General features: G+C 68.4%; 20 protein-coding genes. 16 read left to right on the top strand and 4 right to left on the bottom strand.

Going from position 1 to position 22,344, the window contains the following annotated elements:
* Nucleotides 1–4 precede the first annotated feature (4 nt).
* Together CXY76_RS16785 and CXY76_RS16780 are read right to left on the bottom strand one after the other, a co-directional pair.
* The gene (locus CXY76_RS16785; protein WP_369826170.1) at nucleotides 5–994 is read right to left on the bottom strand and encodes an ABC transporter permease; all 990 of its coding nucleotides are present in this window, start codon (nucleotides 992–994) and stop codon (nucleotides 5–7) included.
* Nucleotides 979–2,664, bottom strand: a complete 1,686-nt coding sequence (locus CXY76_RS16780; protein WP_199190341.1) for an ABC transporter substrate-binding protein — start codon at nucleotides 2,662–2,664, stop codon at nucleotides 979–981. Before CXY76_RS16780 ends, CXY76_RS16785 begins: the two co-directional genes overlap by 16 nt.
* Before the next feature lie 109 nt (nucleotides 2,665–2,773).
* On the opposite strand from CXY76_RS16780, the gene CXY76_RS16775 reads away from it, so the two are divergent.
* The 5 genes from CXY76_RS16775 to ndk all read left to right on the top strand — a co-directional run bounded on the left by CXY76_RS16775 (nucleotide 2,774) and on the right by ndk (nucleotide 9,192).
* Nucleotides 2,774–3,397 (top strand): TetR/AcrR family transcriptional regulator, encoded by a 624-nt coding sequence (locus tag CXY76_RS16775; RefSeq protein WP_104166538.1) that lies wholly within the window; start codon nucleotides 2,774–2,776, stop codon nucleotides 3,395–3,397.
* Nucleotides 3,398–3,649: 252 nt separating this feature from the next.
* Nucleotides 3,650–7,075, top strand: a complete 3,426-nt coding sequence (ileS, locus tag CXY76_RS16770) for an isoleucine--tRNA ligase (RefSeq protein ID WP_104166536.1) — start codon at nucleotides 3,650–3,652, stop codon at nucleotides 7,073–7,075.
* Nucleotides 7,068–8,438, top strand: coding sequence for a folylpolyglutamate synthase/dihydrofolate synthase family protein (locus CXY76_RS16765; RefSeq protein ID WP_104166534.1), 1,371 nt, complete (start codon nucleotides 7,068–7,070; stop codon nucleotides 8,436–8,438). The genes ileS and CXY76_RS16765 overlap by 8 nt, the downstream gene beginning before the upstream one ends.
* A complete protein-coding gene (locus tag CXY76_RS16760) occupies nucleotides 8,435–8,776 on the top strand; it encodes a DUF4233 domain-containing protein (protein ID WP_158253927.1) in 342 nt (113 codons plus the stop codon). Before CXY76_RS16765 ends, CXY76_RS16760 begins: the two co-directional genes overlap by 4 nt.
* Nucleotides 8,773–9,192, top strand: a complete 420-nt coding sequence (gene ndk / locus CXY76_RS16755; RefSeq protein ID WP_088456374.1) for a nucleoside-diphosphate kinase — start codon at nucleotides 8,773–8,775, stop codon at nucleotides 9,190–9,192. The genes CXY76_RS16760 and ndk overlap by 4 nt, the downstream gene beginning before the upstream one ends.
* Nucleotides 9,193–9,291: 99 nt before the next feature.
* On the opposite strand, the gene CXY76_RS16750 is transcribed toward ndk, so the two are convergent.
* Nucleotides 9,292–9,891 carry a vitamin K epoxide reductase family protein gene (locus CXY76_RS16750; protein WP_104166530.1) on the bottom strand — a complete coding sequence of 200 codons (600 nt, stop codon included), beginning with the start codon at nucleotides 9,889–9,891 and terminating at the stop codon, nucleotides 9,292–9,294.
* A 278-nt stretch (nucleotides 9,892–10,169) separates the two neighbouring features.
* Here CXY76_RS16750 and CXY76_RS16745 point away from each other — a divergent pair, with 278 nt between their 5' ends.
* From CXY76_RS16745 to CXY76_RS16730, 4 genes are all read left to right on the top strand, one after another.
* Nucleotides 10,170–12,824, top strand: a complete 2,655-nt coding sequence (locus CXY76_RS16745) for an Rne/Rng family ribonuclease (protein ID WP_104166528.1) — start codon at nucleotides 10,170–10,172, stop codon at nucleotides 12,822–12,824.
* A gap of 118 nt (nucleotides 12,825–12,942) precedes the next feature.
* On the top strand, nucleotides 12,943–14,004 hold the full coding sequence (locus CXY76_RS16740) for a permease (RefSeq protein ID WP_104166526.1): 1,062 nt from the start codon (nucleotides 12,943–12,945) through the stop codon (nucleotides 14,002–14,004).
* Nucleotides 13,994–14,776: a TIGR03943 family protein gene (locus CXY76_RS16735; protein ID WP_104166524.1), complete on the top strand. Its 783-nt coding sequence runs from the start codon at nucleotides 13,994–13,996 to the stop codon at nucleotides 14,774–14,776. The genes CXY76_RS16740 and CXY76_RS16735 overlap by 11 nt, the downstream gene beginning before the upstream one ends.
* Nucleotides 14,766–16,220 carry a hypothetical protein gene (locus tag CXY76_RS16730; protein WP_104166522.1) on the top strand — a complete coding sequence of 485 codons (1,455 nt, stop codon included), beginning with the start codon at nucleotides 14,766–14,768 and terminating at the stop codon, nucleotides 16,218–16,220. Before CXY76_RS16735 ends, CXY76_RS16730 begins: the two co-directional genes overlap by 11 nt.
* Nucleotides 16,221–16,226: 6 nt before the next feature.
* On the opposite strand, the gene CXY76_RS16725 is transcribed toward CXY76_RS16730, so the two are convergent.
* On the bottom strand, nucleotides 16,227–16,490 hold the full coding sequence (locus tag CXY76_RS16725) for a DUF4031 domain-containing protein (RefSeq protein WP_104166520.1): 264 nt from the start codon (nucleotides 16,488–16,490) through the stop codon (nucleotides 16,227–16,229).
* A gap of 260 nt (nucleotides 16,491–16,750) precedes the next feature.
* Between CXY76_RS16725 and rplU the strand changes: the two genes are divergently transcribed.
* The 7 genes from rplU (at nucleotide 16,751) to CXY76_RS16690 (ending at nucleotide 22,344) form a co-directional block, all read left to right on the top strand.
* Nucleotides 16,751–17,059 (top strand): 50S ribosomal protein L21, encoded by a 309-nt coding sequence (gene rplU / locus CXY76_RS16720; protein ID WP_066595881.1) that lies wholly within the window; start codon nucleotides 16,751–16,753, stop codon nucleotides 17,057–17,059.
* Nucleotides 17,060–17,077: 18 nt separating this feature from the next.
* Nucleotides 17,078–17,335 (top strand): 50S ribosomal protein L27, encoded by a 258-nt coding sequence (gene rpmA, locus CXY76_RS16715; protein WP_066595878.1) that lies wholly within the window; start codon nucleotides 17,078–17,080, stop codon nucleotides 17,333–17,335.
* A gap of 84 nt (nucleotides 17,336–17,419) precedes the next feature.
* Nucleotides 17,420–19,003: a GTPase ObgE gene (gene obgE / locus CXY76_RS16710; protein WP_104166518.1), complete on the top strand. Its 1,584-nt coding sequence runs from the start codon at nucleotides 17,420–17,422 to the stop codon at nucleotides 19,001–19,003.
* A complete protein-coding gene (gene proB, locus CXY76_RS16705; protein ID WP_104166516.1) occupies nucleotides 19,000–19,806 on the top strand; it encodes a glutamate 5-kinase in 807 nt (268 codons plus the stop codon). Before obgE ends, proB (CXY76_RS16705) begins: the two co-directional genes overlap by 4 nt.
* 52 nt (nucleotides 19,807–19,858) lie before the next feature.
* Entirely contained in the window at nucleotides 19,859–20,668 is an 810-nt protein-coding gene (proB, locus tag CXY76_RS16700; RefSeq protein ID WP_104166514.1) for a glutamate 5-kinase, read from the top strand.
* A gap of 4 nt (nucleotides 20,669–20,672) precedes the next feature.
* Entirely contained in the window at nucleotides 20,673–22,013 is a 1,341-nt protein-coding gene (locus tag CXY76_RS16695) for a glutamate-5-semialdehyde dehydrogenase (protein ID WP_104166512.1), read from the top strand.
* A 124-nt stretch (nucleotides 22,014–22,137) separates the two neighbouring features.
* Entirely contained in the window at nucleotides 22,138–22,344 is a 207-nt protein-coding gene (locus CXY76_RS16690; protein WP_104166510.1) for a hypothetical protein, read from the top strand.

Genomic DNA, 22,344 nt, shown 5'->3' with positions numbered 1-22,344 from the left:
TCGCTCACGAGAGCGCTCCGTTCCCGTGCTCGGTGGGCCGTGGGTCGGCCAGGCTGGACGCGAGGTCGGTGACGATGGTCATCAGAATGTAGGCCACCGCGACCACCATCACCACGCCGACCACCACCGGAACGTCACGCACCGTGACGGCGTTGAGCAGGGTGCGGCCGAGGCCGGGCCTCGCGAAGATCGTCTCGACCACCACGGCGCCGCTGATCAGGGAGCCGAACGCCCAGCCGGACAGGCTGATCGCGGGCAGGGCGGCGTGCCGCAGGGCGTGCCGCCAGAGCACCCCGCGATCGCTTTCCCCCCGGGCCCGCGCCGAGAGTACGAACGGTGATTCCAGGGCGGTGTTCAGGCTCTCCCGCATGACCTGGCCGAGGAAACCGGCCAGGGGAATGGCCAGGGTGGCGACGGGCAGCACCAGGCCGCGGGCATCCGCGGTGCTGATCGGCGGCAGCACCCCCCACCAGACGCTGAAGACCACGATGAGGGTGGTGGCCAGCCAGAAGTGCGGCAGGGCCGCACCGACAATCTCGAGGCCGGTGCCGATCCGGGCGGCCATGCGGCCGCGCCCGGTGGACCAGGTGGCCAGGAGCAGTGCGATGAGCCAGGCGACGCCGAGCGAGAGGACGGCCAGGAGCAGGGTTCCGCCGAGCTGGCTGAGCACGAGCGGGCCGACATCCATGTTGAGCGCGTATGAGCGGCCGAGGTCGCCGGTGGCCAGACGACCCAGCTGCTGCAGGTATTGCACCAGCACCGGCTGGTCGAGGCCGTATTCGGCGCGCACCGCCGCGAGTGCCTCCGGCGAGGTCTGCGAGCCCGGACCGCCGAGGATGGCCTCGGCAGGATCGCCGGGGATCAGCCGCACGGCGAAGAACGTGACGGTGGCGACGGCCCACAGCACGAAGACCGCGCCGGCGAGTCGCCGGGCGAGACCTCGGAGCCGAGGCCGTGCGCCCCGCCGGGCGGTTATCGTCAGCGGTTCAGCCACGCGTCGTAGAACGCCGGCGTTGAGACGGTCGGCAGCGCGCGGGCGCCCTCGACCGCCGAGCCGAGCAGGAAGTGGTTCTGCTGGTCGTAGAGCGGCAGGATGTAGAACCCGTTCAGGATCAGGTCCTGGGCGTCTTCGTACAGCGAGGCGCGCAGGTCGGCGTCGGCGTTGGTCGAGCCTGTCGAGACCTGGCCCGCCTCGGTGAGCAGGGAGTCCAGTTCGGGGTCGTTGACCTGGGCGTGATTGGCGAAGTAGCCGCTGGGCGCCGGGGTGATGCCGTCGGAGTGGAACAGGATCCGCAGCACGTCAGGGCCGATCTTGGTGTACGGCGCGCTGACGGCGTCGTACGCGTTGCTGCCCAGGGCGGTATACCAGCTGGAGAGGTCCAGCTTGGTCAGTTGAACCTCGAACCCGGTCTCCTTGGCCGTCGCCTGGATCTGCTCGAACAGCGACTGTTCGGCGGGGATGGACTGGTTGGTGCTCACCGGGAAGACGACGGTGAGCCGCACGCCGTCCTTGACGCGATAGCCTTCGGAGTCCTTCTCCGCCCAGCCGGCGCCGTCGAGCAGCTCGTCGGCGGCGTCGGGGTCGTAGTCGAACAGGTTAGGCCGGGACACCCCGAGCGGTTCGACGCTGGACAGTGCGGAGAAGGACCGTTCGGCGCTGCCCTGAAACAGCGACGCAACGGCGTCGTCGACATTTGCCGAGCGGATGAAGGCCTCACGCACCGCGGCGTCGTTGAACGGCGCCTTGCCGGAGTTCAGCTCGATGCGGTTGGAGGCGCCGGGGCGCGGCGCGTCGAGGTGCACGATGGTGTCGCTGGACTCAGCCTGGCTGATGGTGTCGGGCTGGGCGTTGTCGATCACGTCGACCTCACCGGCCTGCAGGGCGGCGTAGCGGGAGGCCGAGTCCGGGATGAAACGCCAGACGATTTCTTCCAGGTACGCCGGCCCGTCGTGCTCGGCGTCGGCCGGGGGAGAGGTGTAGTCCTCGTTCCGCACCAGCGTGATGGCGTTCTGCTTCACCCAGGAGTCGACGATGAACGGGCCGGTGCCCACCGGGGCGGCGCAGTTCTCGTCCTGGCTACGCGTCAGTGCGGTGGGGGACTCGATGGCGAGCCACGGCTGGGCGAGCGACTCGAGCAGCGCACTGTCGGGCTGGGTCAGGTTCAGCCGCACCACGGAATCCGAGACCGCTTCGGTACCGGTGACCTTGGCCAGGGCGAGGTATCCGGTTGAGGAGCCGGTCTCCGGGTTCTGCAGGTGGGCGATGTTGGCCTGCACCGCGGCGGCATCCAGCGGGGTGCCGTCGGTGAAGGTCACGTCGTCCTTGAGCGTGAACTCCCAGGAGAGCCCGTCTGGGCTCACCGTCCAGCTGTCGGCCAGCCACGGGATGATGGTGCCATCGGCGTCCAGGGAGACCAACGATTCCAGGAACTGCGAGCTGACCAGGGCTTGCGGATAGTTGCCGCCGACGTGGGGGTCCAGGCAGGTGGGCTCGGCGTCGCCGGAGGCGTAGGTCAGGGTTCCGCCGCTCGTGGGCTTCCCGCCGCCGTCGGGCGACGCGGCGGTGGTGCAGCCGGTCAAGGCGAGGCCGAGGGCAGCGGCACCGGCCAGAACGGCGAAGGTGGCGGAGCGCGGGGTGGAAGGAACGATTCCCGGACGGGGCATGCGGCGGTCTCTTTTCACGAAGGCGGTGCGGGGAAAGCCTGCTGTGGCATTATTGGACTCAGTCCAAAAAACGGATGCGTCGAGTCTCATCGTAGAACACAGGAGAGCCATGTCCGATTCCCGTGCCCCAGGCCGTCCCCGTGGTTCCTCCCGGGCGATGCTCGAAGAGGCCGCGGCGGAACTGTTCCTGGAGCAGACCTACGCGGGTACCACGGTCGGTGACATCGCCCGGCGGGCCGGGGTGAGCCGCAACACCTTCTTCAACTACTTCTCAGCCAAGAGCGACCTGCTCTGGGTCGATGTCGACGCCGGCCTGGCGGCGCTGCCCGCCTCGCTCACCGACTGCGACCGGTCCGCCCCGGTGACCGAATCGGTGCGACAGGCGCTGTTGCGGGTGGCGGCGGGGTTCGGGCCCGGCCGGGTGCCCTGGGCCCTCACCCAGTACGAGCTGATGGCGACGAGCAGCGAGTTGGAGGCATCCGCACTGGCCAGGTTTCTCGTGCAGGTGGGTCTCGTGCACGAGTTCGTCGGCGCCCGGCCGGGGCAGGCCGCCCTGGCCGACCTCGCCGGACGGGCGTTCTCGAGCGCGGTGGTGGCGGCAGCGGTCGCGGCCGCCAGGGAGTGGGCCGCCGCCGGCGTGGGTCGCGGGGAGCTGGCCGGCTACGTGGACGCCGCGATCTCGCCGGTCTGCGCTGGGTTCCACCCGGTTCTGGACCGGGATCAGGCTTACTGACAAGATAGTATTGATCGACAGACACAGATCCGGCTATCACCGGGGAGTCTTCGGAAGAACGTTGTGAGCGTGCCCCGGCACGTTCTTCGACAAGTAGAGCCGAACGGGTCGGGCCCGTCACAGCCTTTGTTTGAGCGGTCGTTCGCTTCTTTCAGGAACGGCAAGCGAGGTGGTACCGCGCAACGTCCTGTCGGGGCGAGCGTCCTCGTGGAATAGGCCAGCGGCTTTTCACCCGCCTCGTCCAGGAGAAGCATGACGTACCCGCAGCAGCCCACAGACAACGCGTTCGGTCTGCCCGACGCCGGCCCCGTCCGCGACGCAGCAGTCGTTCCCTCGCCGAACCTCCCGCAGATCGAAGGCGAGGTGTTGGACTTCTGGGAGAAGGACGGCACCTTCCAGGCCTCCATCGACAACCGCGAGGGCGCCCCGGAGTGGGTCTTCTACGACGGCCCGCCGTTCGCGAACGGCCTGCCGCACTACGGCCACCTGCTCACCGGTTACGCGAAGGACTTGTTCCCGCGCTTCCAGACCATGCGCGGCAAGCAGGTGCACCGCCGGTTCGGCTGGGACACCCACGGCCTGCCGGCCGAGCTCGAGGCCGAACGCAAGCTCGGCATCACCGACAAGAGCCAGATCGAAGAGATGGGCCTGGCCGCGTTCAACGCCGTCGCCCGCGAGTCGGTGCTCGAGTACACCAAGGACTGGGAGAAGTACGTCACCCGCCAGGCACGCTGGGTGGACTTCGAGAACGACTACAAGACCCTCGACATCACCTATATGGAGTCGGTGATCTGGGCCTTCAAGGAACTGCACACCAAGGGCCTGGCCTATGAGGGCTACCGGGTGCTGCCGTACTGCTGGCGCGATCAGACCCCGCTGTCCAACCACGAACTGCGCATGGACGACGATGTCTACAAGATGCGCCAGGACCAGACCGTCACGGTCACATTCCCGCTTGTCGGCGCCAAGGCCGAGACCCTCGGCCTCACCGCCGTGCGGGCCCTCGCCTGGACGACCACGCCCTGGACCCTGCCCACCAACCTCGCCCTGGCCGTCGGCCCGGACATCGAGTACGCCGTCGTCCCCGCCGGTCCGCACGGCACCCCGGATGCCGAGGTGCTGCGCGAGCAGGCCGGCGCGCCCGACCCGACCACCGAGGTGCTCGGCGCCGAGTACCTGCTGGCGATCGACCTCGTCGGCAGCTATGCCAAGGACCTCGGCTACGACAGCGCCGCCGAAGCAACGGCCGCCATCAGCCGCACCGTCACCGGCCGCGACCTCGAGGGCGTCTCCTACGACCGCCTGTTCGACTACTACGCCGACGAGAGCGAGTGGGGAACCCAGAACGCGTGGCGCTTCGTGCTCGCCGACTACGTCACCACATCCGACGGCACCGGCATCGTGCACCAGGCCCCCGCCTACGGTGAGGAGGACCAGATCGTCTGCCGGGCCTACGACATCCCGGTGATCCTCTCGCTCGACGACGGCGGCAAGTTCCTGCCCCACGTCACCGAGGTCGCCGGTCAGCTCTGGAGCGATGCGAACAAGCCGCTCACCCAGCTGATCAAGTCGCAGGGCCGGCTGCTGCGCCAGGCCAGCTACGAGCACTCCTACCCGCACTGCTGGCGCTGCCGCAACCCGCTGATCTACAAGGCCGTGTCGAGCTGGTTCGTGCGGGTCACCGACTTCCGTGACCGGATGGTCGACCTCAACCAGGACGTCACCTGGGTTCCGGAGAACGTCAAGGACGGCCAGTTCGGCAAGTGGATCGGCAACGCCCGCGACTGGTCGATCAGCCGCAACCGGTACTGGGGCTCCCCGATCCCGGTCTGGAAGAGCGACAACCCCGCCTACCCGCGCATCGACGTCTACGGTTCCCTCGACGAACTCGAAGCCGACTTCGGCGTGCGCCCCACCGACCTGCACCGGCCCTACATCGACGCGCTCACCCGGCCCAACCCCGACGACCCCACCGGGCAGTCCACCATGCGACGCATCGAGGATGTCCTCGACGTCTGGTTCGACTCCGGCTCGATGCCGTTCGCGCAGGTGCACTACCCGTTCGAGAACCGGGAATGGTTCGACAGCCACAACCCGGCCGACTTCATCGTGGAATATATTGGCCAGACCCGCGGCTGGTTCTACCTGCTGCACGTGCTCTCGACCGCCCTGTTCGACCGGCCCGCGTTCAAGAACGTCATCAGCCACGGCATCGTGCTCGGCAACGACGGCCAGAAGATGAGCAAGTCGCTGCGCAACTACCCCAACGTCAACGAGGTCTTCGACCGTGACGGTTCCGACGCCATGCGCTGGTTCCTGATGAGCTCCCCGGTCCTGCGCGGCGGCAACCTCATCGTCACCGAGGAGGGCATCCGCGAGGGCACCCGCCAGATGCTGCTGCCGCTGTGGAGCACGTGGTACTTCTTCTCGCTCTACGCCAACGCCACCGACTACACCGCCACCTGGCGCACCGACTCCACCGATGTGCTCGACCGCTACCTGCTGGCCAAGACCCGCGACCTCATCGAGGACGTCACCGGCGACCTCGAACGCCTCGACAGCACCCTGGCCGCATCGCGCCTGCGCGACTTCGCCGACGTGCTGACCAACTGGTACGTGCGCCGCTCCCGCGACAGGTTCTGGGCCGGCGTCGCCGCCGACGGCACCGGAGCGGATGCCTTCGACACCCTGTACACGGTGCTCGAAACCGTGACCCGGGTGGCCGCGCCGCTGCTGCCGCTGATCAGCGAACGCATCTGGCAGGGCCTGACCGGCGGACGCAGCGTGCACCTCACCGACTGGCCGGACGCTGCGGTGTTCCCCGCCGATCCCGGCCTGGTCACGGCGATGGACCAGGTGCGCCTGGTCAGCTCCACAGTGCTGTCGCTGCGCAAGAAGGCCGGCCTGCGGGTGCGCCTACCGCTGGCGAACCTCACCGTCGTCACCACCGACACGGCCGCCCTGGCCGGGTTCGAGGGCATCCTGCGCGACGAGCTGAACGTCAAGGCCGTCACCCTTGTCGAACAATCGGCCGACAGCGCAGAGAGCTACGGCATCACCTCCAAGCTCACCGTCAACGCCCGCGCCGCCGGCCCGCGCCTGGGCAAGCAGGTGCAGCAGGTCATCAAGGCCGCCCGCACCGGGGACTGGTCGGAGACCGACGGCGTCGTCACCGCCGGCGGCATCGAGCTGGCCACGGGGGAGTACGAGCTGGAACTCCAGGCCGCCTCCACGGCCGCGGACGCCGAATCGGTGCTGAACAGTTCGGCACTCGCGCTTCTCGCCGGCGGCGGCTTTGTGCTGTTGGAGACCACCACCACGCCCGAACTCGAGGCGGAGGGCCTGGCCCGCGACCTCATCCGCGCCGTTCAGGACACCCGCAAGTCGGCCGGTTTCGAGGTCAGCGACCGCATCCGACTCGACCTGGTGTTCTTCGCCGATACCGACGCCGACACCTTCGCCCTGGCGGCGGGCGTCGACGTCGCCGGTGAAACCCTCGCCACCCGCTTCACCGCGCATTCCGCCCCGGCTGACACCGCCGGCACCCCGTCCGAATGGCTGCCGGGCCTGACCGGCTCGATCGTGGAGCACTACGTGCGCTTCGAAGCCAACCACTACGCGAACCACGGACCGGTCATCGTTGCCGTCGCCCGCGACAAAGGAACCATCAATGTCTGACGACTACTACCCCGACGAATTCCGTGACGCCGGCGACGCCGTGCTCGCCGCACTGCTCGAGCGAGTGGGCGAGAGCTCACCCCAGCCGCGGTTGCAGGCCACCCGCCGGGCGGTCGAACTGCTCGGCGACCCGCAGAACTCCTACCCGATCATCCACGTGACCGGCACGAACGGTAAGACCAGCACCAGCCGCATCATCGAGAGCATCCTGCGCGCCTACGGGCTGCGCACCGGCCTGCTGGTGAGCCCGCACCTCGTGCGGCTCAACGAACGCATCGTGATCGACGGGCAGAGCATCACCGACGAGGCCCTGGCCGCGAATTGGGCCGACATCCAGCCCTACCTGCTCATGGTCGACGCCGAACTCACCACCGCCGGTGACGAACCGCTCACCTTTTTCGAGGCCCTCACCGTTCTGGCCTTCGCCTGCTTCGCGGATGCGCCGGTCGATGTGGTCGTGCTCGAGGTCGGCATGGGCGGCGAATGGGACTCCACCAACGTCGCTGACGGGCAGGTGGCCGTGTTCACCCCGATCGCGCTGGACCACACCAAGCGGCTTGGGAGCACCATCTCCGAGATCGCCCGCACCAAGTCCGGCATCATCAAGCCCGCAGCGGCCGTCGTGACCGCCGCGCAGCCGCCGGAGGCCATGACCGAGCTGAGCCGGGCGGCCGAGCTCACCGAGTCGACCCTCGTGGGCGAGGGAAGCGAATTCGCCCTCCTCGCCAGCCACGTGGCCGTCGGCGGCCAGCTCATCTCGGTGCGCGGCATCGCCGGCACCTACTCCGAACTCTTCCTGCCGCTCTACGGCACCCACCAGGCCCAGAACGCGGCCGTGGCCATCGCCGCCGTCGAGTCGTTCCTCGGCGCGGGCAGCCAGGCCCTCGTCGAAGACATCCTGGTGGAGGGCCTCGCCACGGCCACCTCGCCGGGACGGCTGCAGCTGGTCGGCATCGAGCCGACCGTGCTCGTCGACGCCGCGCACAACCCGCACGGGGCCCTCGCCCTGTCCGCGGCCCTGGAGAGCTACTTCGACTTCGACGAGATCGTGGTCGTGGTAGGCATCCTCGCCGACAAGGACGCCGCAGGCATCATCGAGGCCCTGCGCCCCGCCGTGGCCCGCTTCCACGTGACGCAGTCGCACTCCGAGCGCGCGATCCCGGTCGACGACCTCGCCGACCTCGTCGCCGAGCACGTCGGCGACGCCGACACCTTCAGGTTCGGTGACCTCGCCCAGGCCCTCGACGCGGCTCGCGGCTGGGCCCAGGACGCCCCCAAGCGTGCGGTGCTCGTCGCCGGGTCGATCACCCTCGTCGGTGACGCCGTGGCGTTGGCCGACGCGGGGGACTGGATGACCAAGTGAGAAGCGGATCGGTGCGGCGCTCGCTCGCCTCGATCGTGCTCGGCTTCGAGCTGATCGTGGTGTTCCTGGCCACGCTGGTGATTTTCGGGCTCAGCGACCTGCCGGCCTGGGTCACCCTCGGCGGCGGAGCGCTGCTCTGCCTCATCATGGTCGCCACCCTCGGCTTGCTACGGTACAACTGGGCCTACACGATCGGCTGGGCCGTCCAGGTCGTCATCGTCGCCACCGGATTCCTCAACCCGGCGATGTTCGTCGTCGGGGCACTCTTCGCCGGCATGTGGGTCTACTGCATGATCACCGGCTCCCGCATAGACAGACAGCACAAGGAGAACTCATGACGAACGTTCAGGAAACACTCGTATTGGTCAAGCCCGACGGCGTGGCCCGCAATCTGTCCGGCGAAATCCTTCGCCGCATCGAGGCGAAGGGTTACTCCCTCGTCGACATCAAGCTTGTGCAGGCCGAGCGATCCCTCCTCGCCGAGCACTACGCCGAGCACGCCGGTAAGCCGTTCTTCGAGCCGCTCGTCGAGTTCATGGAAAGCGGTTCGATCCTGGCGCTGCGTGTCGCCGGCGACCGCGTGATCGAGGGCTTCCGCGCCCTGGCCGGCACCACCGACCCCACCACGGCAGCCCCGGGAACCATCCGCGGCGACCTGGGCAGGGACTGGGGCCTGAAGGTTCAGCAGAACCTCGTGCACGGTTCGGACTCGCCCGAGTCCGCGGCCCGCGAGCTGGCCCTCTGGTTCGCCTAGACCTCGTCTTCCCAGAAGCCTGACGGCCTCGTCCCGCGTTGCGGGCGGGGCCGTTTCTTCGTGCGCCGCCTTGTCGCTCCACGCGAAGGTGGGCGAGGGCTAGAGGCGGTGGAGGAAGTCCATTTGGAGCTGGGCGATCGTCGCGGCTACGAGGTAGCAGACGATGGTGATCACGAATATCCAGGAGTACGCGCCGGCCGCCAGCCGCCGCACGCGGGCCGAGCCCGGGATGATGCCGGTCTTGAGGTTGTACAGGGTCACGGCCAGGAACACCGGGATGGTGACCGTCCAGGTGACCATGCACCACGGGCACAACACGTCGAGCACGAAGAAGCTCTGACCCATCAGCCAGATGACGAAGGCCAGCGCACCGGCGACCCCCAGGTTCAAGCCCAGCCAGAACCACCGGGCGAAACGGGCGCCGGAGAGGATCGCCGCTCCGATGGTGATCACCACGCTCCAGCCGGCCACCCCGATCAACGGGTTCGGGAAGCCGAACACCGCGCCCTGCCAGGAGCCGAGATTGGTGCTGCAGCCGACCAGGACACTGAAGTTGCAGGACAGCTGCGCGGTGGGATCCTCCAGCATCGTGAACTTGTCCAGCGTGAGCGCGAATGCCGCCGCGAAGCCGATTGCCCCCGCGAGAATCAGGAAAACGGCGAGACCGATCGGAGGCTTTTTTGACGTGGTGAATGGCACATTCGGATTATGCCATGTGTCGCGTGCGCGTCCCTGAGAATGCGTGCGATAATCGAAACAGTCGTTTGAGCCGCGCTCAAACCGATGCCATAAGGCTTAATGGGCGGCATTCGCCCAGATTTATTGGTCCTAGACCAAAGGTATTTGCAACCAGAGCCAAGAGCCGGTTGCGGCACGCAATAGGATTCGCGGGGTTTTCGCGCAAGCGAAAGCATCGCACGAGAGAGCAACCGAGTGGGTGGCGCGGTCACCCACAGCGGTCAAGGAGCGCACCAGTGATGGTGGAAGACAACGACAACAAGAAGCGCAAGGGCCTCTTCGGCACTCGCAAAACAACCAGGAAGGCGGCACCGGCCAAGCAGCTCGAACCGATCGGTGAGACGCCCGGCGTCCCCGCTCAGATCGACCCGGCCGTGACGCCGGAGTCACCGTCGGCCCCGGCCGACCGAGTGGAGCAGGCCCCGGCCGACCAGGCGTCAGCGGCGACGGACCAGCAGGTGGCATTCCCCGCCCTGCCGACACCGTTCGACGAGACCGTCGAGGTTGTTCGCCGACCGACGACGTCCCTGATCTTCCAGGCGCCGGCGATCCTGCCGGCCCCGGTCCGGTCCGGCGGCCGCCAGCTCGACGACGAGGATGACGACGCAGAAGAGGGCTCGACGGTGCGCCGCCGCGCCCGCCGTCGCACCGGCGAAGAGGGCCGCAGCGACGACCCCGCGAACACCGTGGTGCGGGTGCGGACCCCCCGCGAGCCGGAGCTGATCACCGAACCCCAGCGGATCAAGGGCTCCACCCGCCTGGAGGCGAAGAAGCAGCGCCGCCGCGACGGCCGTGACGCCGGCCGCCGCCGTCCGGTCATCACGGAGGCCGAGTTCCTCGCCCGCCGCGAGTCGGTCGACCGCGCCATGGTCGTGCGTGCCAAGCACAACAAGATCCAGATCGGCGTTCTCGAAGACGGCGTGCTCGTCGAGCACTACGTGGCCAAGAACCAGGATGCGTCGCTCATCGGCAACGTCTACCTCGGCCGCGTGCAGAACGTGCTGCCGAGCATGGAAGCCGCCTTCGTCGACATCGGACGCGGCCGCAACGCCGTGCTGTACTCCGGTGAGGTCGACTGGGACGCCGCCGCCGTCAACTCCCCGGGGAACGCCCAGACCCGCCGCATCGAACTGGCCCTCAAGCCCGGCGACAAGGTGCTCGTGCAGGTCACCAAGGACCCGATCGGCCACAAGGGCGCCCGGCTCACCAGCCAGGTCTCCCTGCCCGGCCGGTACCTCGTCTACGTGCCCAACGGGTCGATGAACGGCATCAGCCGCAAGCTGCCCGACACCGAGCGCGCCCGGTTGAAGAAGATCCTCAAGGAGGTCCTGCCCGACAACGTGGGCGTCATCGTGCGCACCGCCGCCGAGGGCGCGACCGACGAACAGCTCACCCTCGACGTCAATCGCCTCACCGCGCAGTGGGCCTCCATCGCCAAGCAGGTCGAGACCGTGTCGGGCCCGGCCCTGCTGCACAGCGAGCCCGACCTGCTCATCAAGATCGTGCGTGACGTCTTCAACGAGGACTTCCACAAGATGGTCATCTCCGGCGACGACGCCCAGGAGGTCATCGAGTCCTACCTGCGCCAGGTGGCTCCCGACCTTGTCGAGCGCGTCCAGCGCTACGAGGGCGAACGCGACGCGTTCGACGAATACCGCATCTCCGAACAGATCGAAAAGGCCCTGGACCGTAAGGTCTGGCTGCCGTCGGGCGGTTCGCTCGTGATCGACCGCACCGAGGCGATGACCGTGGTCGACGTCAACACCGGCAAGTTCGTCGGATCCGGCGGCAACCTCGAGGAGACCGTCACCAAGAACAACCTCGAAGCGGCCGACGAGATCGTGCGCCAGCTGCGCCTGCGCGACATCGGCGGCATCATCGTGGTCGACTTCATCGACATGGTCCTCGAGTCCAACCGGGACCTGGTGCTCCGCCGTCTCGTCGAATGCCTCAGCCGCGACCGCACCAAGCACCAGGTGGCCGAGGTCACCTCGCTCGGGCTCGTGCAGATGACCCGCAAGAAGCTCGGTCTGGGCCTGCTTGAGTCATTCAGCGAGAACTGCGAGGCCTGCGCCGGACGTGGAATCGTCATCCACCACGACCCCGTCGTCAAGCACCGCCAGACCGCTCAGCCCGCTCAGGAGCGCCGCCCCCGCAGCAAGTCAAACGGCAACGGCGGCTCCGGCCACGACGCCGGCAACTCGGGCCAGCGCGGCAACGGCAACCAGAACTCGGGTCAGGCGCACGCCGCACCCGCGCAGACGGATGCCGCCAAGGCTGGCCACGGCACGCACGGAATCACCGAGGACGCCAAGCACGCCCTCGCGCTGATCGCCGCGCGCACCATCAGCCGTTCACTGACCGGCTCGATCCCCGTGATCGCGCCGACCGAGACCGCTGCCCCGGCTGCCGAGGCTGCCGCCCCGGCCGCCGAGCCCGACGCCGCGACCGAGGCCGAGAGCTTCGAGACCGCACCCACGTCCCGTTCGACGTCGCGCGGCAACCGTTCGGGCAGTCGTTCGGGTGGCCGCACCGGCCAGCCGACCGACAGCGCGCCCTCCGCACAGCCCGAGCAGGCGTCCACCAGCCCGGCCGCCGCAGAGCCCGAACCCGCCGCCCCGGCGGTTCAGGCCCCGACCCTGGCTCCGGAGGCCGTTCCGGCCGACTCGGCCGAGGGTGTCGCGATTCTGGACATCCCCGTGCAGAAGTCACCGCGCAGCCGTCGTCCGGTGAGCAAGCAGGTCACCGACCAGCTGCTCGATTCGGTGCTCGAAGCCCTGCCGGAGCCCAAGCAGCCCGGCCAGGGCCGGTCGCGCAGCCGCCGGGTCACTACCGCCGGCGGTCCGACCGCCACCGCGCAGCCGATCGTGGCTCCCACGCAGGACAACCTCTAACGGTCGTCGGCCCTCAACGGCCCAACTGCGGTGCCGCCCCGTCCGGGCGGCACCGCAGTTGTCGTCTGGGCCTGTCGTCATGACCGGTCCGGTCACCTGGCACAGGTAAGATCGACGGATGCACAGGGATCGGGGGGCGGTGCGGCGCGTGCCCACCGGACTCATCCTCGGTGTGGCGCTGGTGGCCGCCGCGTTCGCGATCCGCGGCGTCAGCCCGGCCTTCACCGGCTGGGGACTCCCGGACCGCGCCCAGGACACCATCACCCTCGCCCTGAGCGTGATCATCGAATCAGCCCCATTCGTCTTCCTCGGCATCCTGCTGTCCACGGTGGTGCAGGTGTGGCTTCCGCACGGGTTCATCACCCGGTTCCTGCCCCGCCAGCCCCTGCTGCGCCGCGCCTGCATCTCGCTGCTGGGCATGTTCTTCCCGGTCTGCGAATGCGGCAACGTGCCGCTGGCGCGCGGATTCATGGTGGGCGGCTTCACGGTGCCGGAATCGATCACCTTCCTCCTCGCGGCGCCCATCCTGAACCCGATCACGATCATCACCACCCACCAGGCTTTCGGCTGGGGAGATGGGATTCTTCTCACCCGCATCGTGGCCGGCTTCGTGATCGCCAACGTGATCGGTTGGCTCTTCAGCCGGCACCCGGATCCGGACAGCCTCCTGACCCGCACGTTCTCGGCGTCCTGCGCACTGCCGGATGCGTCAGGGCACGACGACGGGCGCGCCGGCGGCCAGCACGAGGGGCACAGCCACACCCATGGTGCCCGTGCGGGCCGCATCGAAAGGTCGGTGGACCTCTTCACCCGCGAAACCGCGGTGATCATGCCCGCCCTGTTCATCGGATCGCTGATCGCGGCCCTCACCCAGGTTTTCGTGCCCCGCTCGGTGCTGTTGGCACTGGGCAGCAACCCGGTCTGGTCGGTGCTGGCCATGATCGCCCTGGCCTTCATCGTCGCGGTCTGCTCCAACGTCGACGCCTTCTTCGTGCTGTCCTTCGGCAGCACCTTCATGCCGGGCGGCATCGCCGCCTTTCTCACCTTCGGAGCCATGATCGACGTCAAGATGCTCGCCCTGATGCGCACCACCTTCACCACCCGCACCCTCGTGCAGATCACCGCGCTGGTGGCGCTGATGAGCACGGCCGCCGGACTGCTGGTGAACTATGTCGCCTAAGGACAAGCTGGCCGGCTACCTGGCCGAGCGCTGGCGCGGCATCGGCCTGAGCCTGGTGATCGTGGTGGCCACCATCTGGCTCGGCGCCACGGGACAGCTCGGGTTGTACATCCACCCGCGCTACTTCATCTTCACCACGGTGATGGCCCTGCTCGGCCTCGTGTTCGTGGTGGCCAGCTTCGTCTTCCGCACCCCGGCGGCCGGGGAGCCGGAGCCGGCCGGCCGCGGGTCCGCCGGTCGGCGGACCCTGGCATTGGGTGGCAGCGCCCTGCTCCTGGTCGTCGCGGCGGTCACGGTGCTGGCCCTGCCGCCGGCCACCCTGACCAGCGCCACGGCCACCCAACGCGAGGTCAACTCCGGTGGGCTGGACAGCGAGGCCGCCGCAGAGGAGGCCGCCGCCCTGGTGGGCACCGGCGACTACGAACGCTTGAGCGTGAAGGAATGGGTGTCGCTCCTGGCCCAGTCCGAGGACCCCGCCCTCTACGCCGACAAGACGGCCAGCATCACCGGCTTCGTCCTGCCGGACGCCGCAGATCCCGACAACGTCTTCTACGTCGCCCGGTTCGTGGTCACCTGCTGCGCCGTCGACGCCCAGCCCATCGGTGTCGCCGTCTACCAGCCTGGCTGGCAGGCCAGCTACGACACCGACGACTGGGTGCAGGTGACCGGCACCTTCGTGAGCAACCCGAGCGCCCGATCCAGTGACACCCTCGCCGTGCTGCCCACCTCCATCGAGCCCGTCGACCAGCCGAGCGACCCGTATGTCTACTGACCCGACGTCGGCTCCGCTGCGCACACCCGATCCGGCCGCGACTGCCGCGAGCCGGCGGTTCCGCCGCACCCTCGCGGCCCTGCTCACCGGCCTGATCGTGCTGTGCCTGGGCCTGGTGGCCGTCAACCTGCTCAACGGACCCCGCCTGACCGGTTCACACGTGGACACGAGCGCCGTCGTCACCGCGGCCAACCAGCGGCTGGTGCTCGAGACGAACCAGCAGCTCACCGAGGTGAGCGCTGACCAGGTCACCGTCAGCCCCGCCGGCGTCGTGGACGTGCAGACCAGGAACGACTCCATCGTGATCGTCTTTCCCCAGCCGCTCGCCTACGACACCGAGTACACGGTGTCCGTGAGCGACGTCACCGGCCCGTTCGCCGACAGGTCAAGCGACCTGGCCGTCTCCTTCCGTACCGACGAAGCGCCGCTCTTCCTGCTCAGCCGGTCCCCGGCCCAGGCCGGCGAGTCGACCAAGGCACCGGACCGGATCGTGCGCACAACCGTGGGATCCGCCGAGACCACTGTCGCGTTCAGCGCCCCGTACATCCAGTCGTTCGTTCCCGTGGGCGATGAACTCGTGGTGGTCACCGTCACCGACGATCTCAGCAACGCGCTCAGCCTGGTGGACCGCGACGGCCGCGCCGCCGAACTCACCCTGCCGGGCACCGGGACCGTGCAGGACCTGCAGGCCTCCCCGTCCTCGAGCACCGTCGGCTTCCGATTCAGCAGCGCCCCGGGGGCGGGAGGCCACGTCTACGACAACACCCTGTTCCTGCTCGACCTCACCCGCGGCACCGTCGACACCGTGGCCGGGCTCGATGGTGAGCCCGTGCAGGCCATCGCCTGGGGGTTCATGGCCAACCGGCCCGAGGTCGTGGCGCAACTCTTCGACACCACCCTGCTGCTGATCGACCCGCGCGCAGCGGCCGACACGGTGCCCATCCCCATCGGCCAGTTCCCCAACCTCAACGCGTTCGCGCCCGACGGGCTGCGCATCGCCGTGTCCGACCAGGACCGCCAGTACATCCTCGACCTGTCCACGGGCGCCGAGGCGGCGATCGTGCCGCAGGATGTCGCCGGCACCACCCCGTACACCGCCGAACTGCGCTTCCTCACCGGGGGAGAGGGATACGTGCAGAGGGTGGCCGAATTCGACCAGGCGACCGGGCGGGTGCGGCAGTCGCTGATCCTCGTCACAGGGGACCCGGCCGCCCCGACGACCCGGGTGGTCTACGAACCCGTGTTGCCGAACGAGACCATCGTGGGATTCGCCATCTCACCCAACGACCAGTACCTGGCGATCCAGACCGTGCCGAACAGCCAGGCCCAGGTGACGGATGGTTACCCCGTCGACCCGCAGGCCATCACGGCGACGACACTGTTCGTGGACCTGGCGACCGGGGCCATCAGCCGCAGCATCGTGGGCATCGACGCCACCTGGTGAGCAACGTCAGCGGTCCTTGCCGCGCACGCGCAGGCCGCTCGCTCGCAGCCGGGTGACGAGGCCGCGGAAGTCCACGGGTTCCGCTCCGGCCGCCACCAGGGCGTCGTAGCGATCCCGGGGCACGTCGTAGTGGTCCAGATCGAACCCGCGCCGGGGGATACCCTGGGCGGCCGCGAAGGCGTGCAGCTCCTCGAGGGAGGCGTCGCTCACCAGGTGCGACCAGAGCGTGCCGTGAGCCGCCCAGGCCGGCTGGTCGATCAGTATGCCCATGCTGAAAGTGTATGGACAATCCCGGCCCTAAGCTTGCCCACGGCGGCACCCTCGAACAGAGGGCGCGACACGCCCTCTCGAGGTGGTTTGACCGGGGCAATCCGATCCGCTAAAGTCGAGTGTTGGTGTGCGAAGGACTCTGTCCACGTAGCACCCAAGGTTTTCTGAAGTGACATGGTCCGACTTGGTCCATGTGCACTCGGTAACTTTCCATCATAGGAATCGGAGCCCCCGGGGTTCCCCAGAGATAGGTACGTAAAGTGGTTTACGCAGTTGTGCGCGCCGGTGGGCGGCAGGAGAAGGTAGAGGTCGGGACCATCGTAACGATGGACCGAATCAAGGCTGACAAGGACGGCAACGTCGAGCTGGCCGCCGTGCTTCTCGTCGACGGCGACAAGATCACCTCTGACTCGACGTCGCTGGCCAACGTCAAGGTCACCGCCGAGGTCCTCAACGACCTTCGCGGCCCGAAGATCGTCATCCAGAAGTTCAAGAACAAGACCGGTTACAAGAAGCGTCAGGGGCACCGTCAGGAGCTCACTCGCGTTCAGGTCACCGGCATCGCCTAGGCCTGAGGAGAATAACAAATGGCACACAAAAAAGGTGCGAGTTCCACTCGCAACGGTCGTGACTCCAACGCTCAGCGCCTCGGCGTGAAGCGCTTCGGTGGTCAGGTTGTCGGCGCGGGCGAGATCATCGTCCGTCAGCGTGGCACCCACTTCCACCCCGGCGTGAACGTCGGCCGTGGTGGCGACGACACTCTCTTCGCTCTCGAAGCCGGCTCGGTCGAGTTCGGCGCCAAGGGTGGCCGCAAGGTCGTCAACATCGTGGTAGCTGCCGCTTAGGCATCCACACAGCTTTTCAGCATGAGGGCGGGCTTCGGCTCGTCCTCATGTTTGTTTGTATCGCCACCTGAAAGGGGCATTCCCATGGCCACGTTCGTTGACCAAGTCACGCTGCACCTGCGAGCGGGCAACGGAGGAAACGGTTGTGTCTCGGTCAAACGCGAGAAGTTCAAGCCTCTCGCCGGCCCCGATGGCGGAAACGGCGGCAACGGTGGCGACATCGTGCTCGTCGCCGACCCGCAGGTGACCACCCTGCTCGCCTTCCACCGTTCGCCGCACCGCAGCTCCGCGAACGGCGGCCCAGGCATGGGTGACCACCGCAACGGCTACGGCAGCGACATCATCGAGCTGTCGGTGCCGCTGGGCACCGTCGTCAAGGACGTCGAGGGCAACGAACTCGCCGACATGACCGAGCCCGGCTACCGCATCGTCGTCGCCGCGGGTGGTCAGGGCGGACTCGGCAACGCCGCGCTCGCCTCCACCAAGCGCAAGGCCCCGGGATTCGCACTGCTCGGCACCCACGGCTTCGAGGGAGACGTCTACCTCGAACTCAAGACCGTGGCGGACATCGCACTCGTCGGCTACCCCTCGGCCGGAAAGTCCAGCCTGATCGCCGCCATCTCGGCAGCCCGGCCCAAGATCGCCGACTACCCCTTCACCACCCTGCAGCCCAACCTCGGCGTCGTGGATGCCGGTGAGGTGCGCTACACCGTCGCTGACGTGCCCGGCCTCATCGAGGGCGCCAGCGAGGGCAAGGGACTCGGCCTGGAATTCCTGCGCCACGTTGAGCGCTGCACCGCACTCCTGCACGTGCTCGACTGCGCCACCCTCGACCCCGGCCGCGACCCGATCAGCGACCTGGACATCATCCTCGGCGAACTCGCCGCGTACCCGGTGCCCGAGGGCCAGACGCCCCTGCTCGAGCGTCCCCAGCTGGTCGCGCTGAACAAGATCGATGTTCCGGAGGGCCGCGAGCTCGCCGACTTCGTGAAGGCCGAACTCGAAGAGCGCGGCTACCGCGTCTTCGAGATCTCCACGGTCAGCCACGAGGGACTGCGCCAGCTGAACTTCGCCCTGGCCGAGACCGTCGAGGCCGGCCGGATCTCCAGCGCCGAAGCCGCGGCCCTCAAGCCGCGTATCGTCATCCGCCCCAAGGCCGTCGACGACAGCGGCTTCATCGTGCGCGTCGAGGGTGGCACGTTCGGCAACATCTTCCGCATCCTCGGCACCAAGCCCGAACGCTGGGTGCAGCAGACCGACTTCAAGAACGACGAGGCCGTCGGCTTTCTCGCGGACAGGCTGGCCAAGCTCGGCACCGAGGACGAACTGTTCAAGGCCGGCGCTGTCGCCGGTTCCACTGTCGTCATCGGCCCTGGCGACGGCATGATCTTCGACTGGGAGCCCACCCTCACCTCCACTGCCGAGCTGATCACCGCCCCGCGTGGCACCGACAGCCGCATGGACGACTCCAAGCGCCGCACCAGCAACGAACGTCGCGAGGAATACCTCAAGCGCATGGACGCCAAGTCGGCCGCGCGTGCGGAGCTCATCCGCGAGCGCGAAGCCGGCATGTGGTCCACCGGCGAAGAGGAGTACAACGCCGGCGAAGGCGAAGTCACCGAGAACAACGCCGCCCGGCGGCGCCTCAAGGAGGGAGACTCCGAATGAGCTCCCACGAGCGCGCCCGGATCTCCACGGCACGGAGAGTCGTTGTGAAGGTCGGCTCGTCGTCGATAACGGGTGACAACGCCGACCAGATCGGCCCGCTCATCGAAACGTTGGCGAAGTTGCATGACCGTGGCGCCGAAGTCGTCCTGGTCTCCTCCGGGGCGGTTCCCAGCGGGATGCGACACCTGGGCCTGGAAGACCGCCCGGCGGATCTGGCCACCCAGCAGGCCGCGGCATCCGTCGGACAGAACGTGCTCGCCGCCACGTACCAGAAGACTCTCGATCGGCACGGCATTTCCGCCGGGCAGGTGCTGCTCACCGAGGGAGATCTCCTCAACGAGCCGCACCGCAGCAACACCCGCCGAGCGGTCAACCGTCTGCTCGACCTGCGCATCCTGCCGATCGTGAACGAAAACGACACCGTGGCCACCTACGGCCTGAGGTTCGGCGACAACGACCGGCTGGCGGCGATGCTGTCCGTGCTGATCCGGGCCGACCTGCTGGTGCTGCTCAGCGATGTCGATGCCCTGTACACCAAGCCGCCGCACCTGCCGGGTGCCGAGCGGATCGACGACATCGGTTTCGACCAGGAACTCGTCGGCATGGAGTTCGGCGGAAGCAACGGGCCCGGCGTCGGCACCGGCGGTGCGAACACCAAGGTCAAGGCCGCCAGGCTGGCAGCGTCCGCCGGAACAGCCGTGCTCGTCACCGCTGCCGGATTGGCGGGGCCCGCCCTCCGCGGCGAACACGTCGGCACCTGGTTCGAACCTGCGCCGATGGCACCCGGACGGGCGCTGTTGTGACCCGGCCACGCGTCATCGCCGCCCGGCCCAGTATGCCTGGGTGCGTGTGTGAATGAGCGTTCTGACCAGGGACGGGGTGTCCGGTGCCGCACGCATCGTGGTCAAGGTGGGCTCCTCCTCGATTAGCGGCGCCAACGCCGGCCAGATACCGCGATTGGTCGACGCCCTCGCGGGCGCCCACGGCCGTGGCACTGAGGTCGTCCTGGTGTCATCCGGAGCGATCGCCACCGGAATGCCGTACCTGCACCTCGACGAGCGTCCCACCGACCTGGCCACCCAGCAGGCCGCGGCCTCCGTGGGTCAGAATCTGCTCGTCTTTCGCTACCAGGAGAGCCTGGACCGTTACGACATCGTCGCCGGTCAGGTTCTGCTCACCGCGGGGGACCTCGAGAATCCGTCCCACCGCAGCAATGCCCAACGCGCCATGGACCGTCTCCTGGGCCTGCGTATCCTGCCGATCGTCAACGAGAACGACACCGTCGCCACTCACGAGATCCGGTTCGGCGACAACGACAGGCTCGCCGCCCTCGTCGCCACCCTCGTCAGGGCCGACCTTCTCGTTCTGCTCAGCGACGTGGATGCGCTCTTCACCCGGCCCCCGCACCTGCCCGGCGCCGAACGGATCGAGCACGTGGCACTGGGCGACACCCTGCCCGGCGTCGAATTCGGCTCCTCCCAGTCCGGGGTGGGAACGGGCGGCGCCGGCACCAAGGTGTCCGCCGCCCGGATCGCCGCTGAGGCCGGCACGGCGGTCCTGGTGACGTCGACGGCGCTGGTCGCCGAGGCCCTCCGTGGCGACCGGATCGGCACCTGGTTCGAGCCCGCCGACCCGGCACGCCTGCAGCGGCCTGCCGTAGGCTGAGGGCATGACGCAGACCTCTCCCGCCGAACTTCCCGCCGCCGGAGTGCCCGCCGCCGAACTTCCCCTCGCCGGACTGCCCGGATCCGCTCCAGACGCCGACGGCTCCTTCACGGCCTTGCTTGTCGCGGGCCGTGCGGCTTCGCTCGCGCTGGCGTCCGCACCGACCCAGGTGAAGAACCAGGCCCTCCGCGGAATCGCCACGGCGTTGCGCGAGAACGTGGCGCAGATCATCGCCGCCAACGCCCTCGACCTGGCCGCCGGCACCGAGAACGGCCTCAGCGCAGCTCTGCTGGACCGGCTGAGCCTGGACGAAGCGCGCATCCGGTCGCTGGCCGACGCCGTCGACGAGATCGAAGGCCTGACCGACCCTGTCGGCCAGGTGGTGCGGGGCAGCAGCCTGGCCAACGGTGTCAAGATCAGCCAGGTGCGCGTGCCGTTCGGCGTCGTCGGCGTCATCTACGAGGCGCGCCCGAACGTGACCGTGGACATCGCCGCACTGGCCCTCAAGAGCGGGAACGCCGCCGTGCTGCGCGGCGGCTCCGCCGCCGAGAACTCCAACCGGGTGCTCGTCGCCCTGATCCAGGGGGCGCTGGTCGCCACCGGCCTGCCGGGGGAGTCCGTGCAGACCATCGACCCGTTCGGCCGGGCCGGGGCGACGGCGCTGATGCAGGCCCGCGGACAGGTAGACGTGCTCATCCCGCGCGGAAGCGCCGGGCTGATCCAGGCCGTCGTGACCGAGTCGACGGTGCCCGTGATCGAAACCGGCGCCGGTGTTGTGCACATCTTCCTGGACGCCTCCGCGAACGAACAGTGGGCAGCGGACATCGTGCACAACTCCAAGGTGCAACGGCCCAGCGTCTGCAACGCCGTGGAGACGGTCCTCGTTCACGAGCAGGCCGCCGGACGGGTGCTGCCCGGAGTGCTGGCCAAGCTCGCCGGAGCCGGCGTCACCATCCACGGCGATGCCGCGGTGCGCGCCCTCTACCCGGCGGCCGTTCCCGCGACAGACGAAGACTGGGCAACCGAATACATGAGCCTGGACCTGTCCGTCGCCGTGGTGGCCGACCTCGACGCCGCGATCGCCCACATCCGCCGGTACTCGACCGGGCACACCGAATCGATCATCACCAACGACATCGTCAACGCGGAGCGCTTCCTCAACGAGGTCGACTCGGCCGCGGTCATGGTCAACACATCCACCCGGTTCACCGACGGCGGCGAGTTCGGATTCGGCGCCGAGGTCGGGATCTCCACCCAAAAGCTGCACGCTCGCGGACCGATGGGCCTGCCGGAGCTCACCAGCACCAAGTGGATCGTGCGCGGTACCGGCCAGATCCGCCACTAGGGCCAGATCCAGGGCGAGGGCCCGTGCCGCTCGCCTGCGCGATCGGATGCTCCCGCTAGACTGGTCGCGGTACCGCTGCCGCCCGCCCACGCAGCGCGAAAAAGTATTCCTGAACGGAGATTCCATGTTGTTCGTGACCGCTGTCCTTGCCGAGGTTGAGCACACCCAGCTGCCCGTCGCGACCTGGGTCTACGGCCTCGTTGCCCTCATCGTGTTCGCCGCCCTCGGTGTCGTCGTCTGGAGCTTCCGCGACGTCGCCAACCGCCACAGTGCCAAGGCCAACGCCTACGCCGCCGCACACGGTGGCGCAGCCAGCCACGGCGGCCACTGA

The organism is Cryobacterium sp. N22 (genome assembly GCF_002929555.1).
GTDB lineage: Bacteria > Actinomycetota > Actinomycetes > Actinomycetales > Microbacteriaceae > Cryobacterium.
The sequence above is the reverse complement of the archived record's forward strand: the minus strand, read 5'-3'. Positions and strand labels throughout refer to the sequence as shown.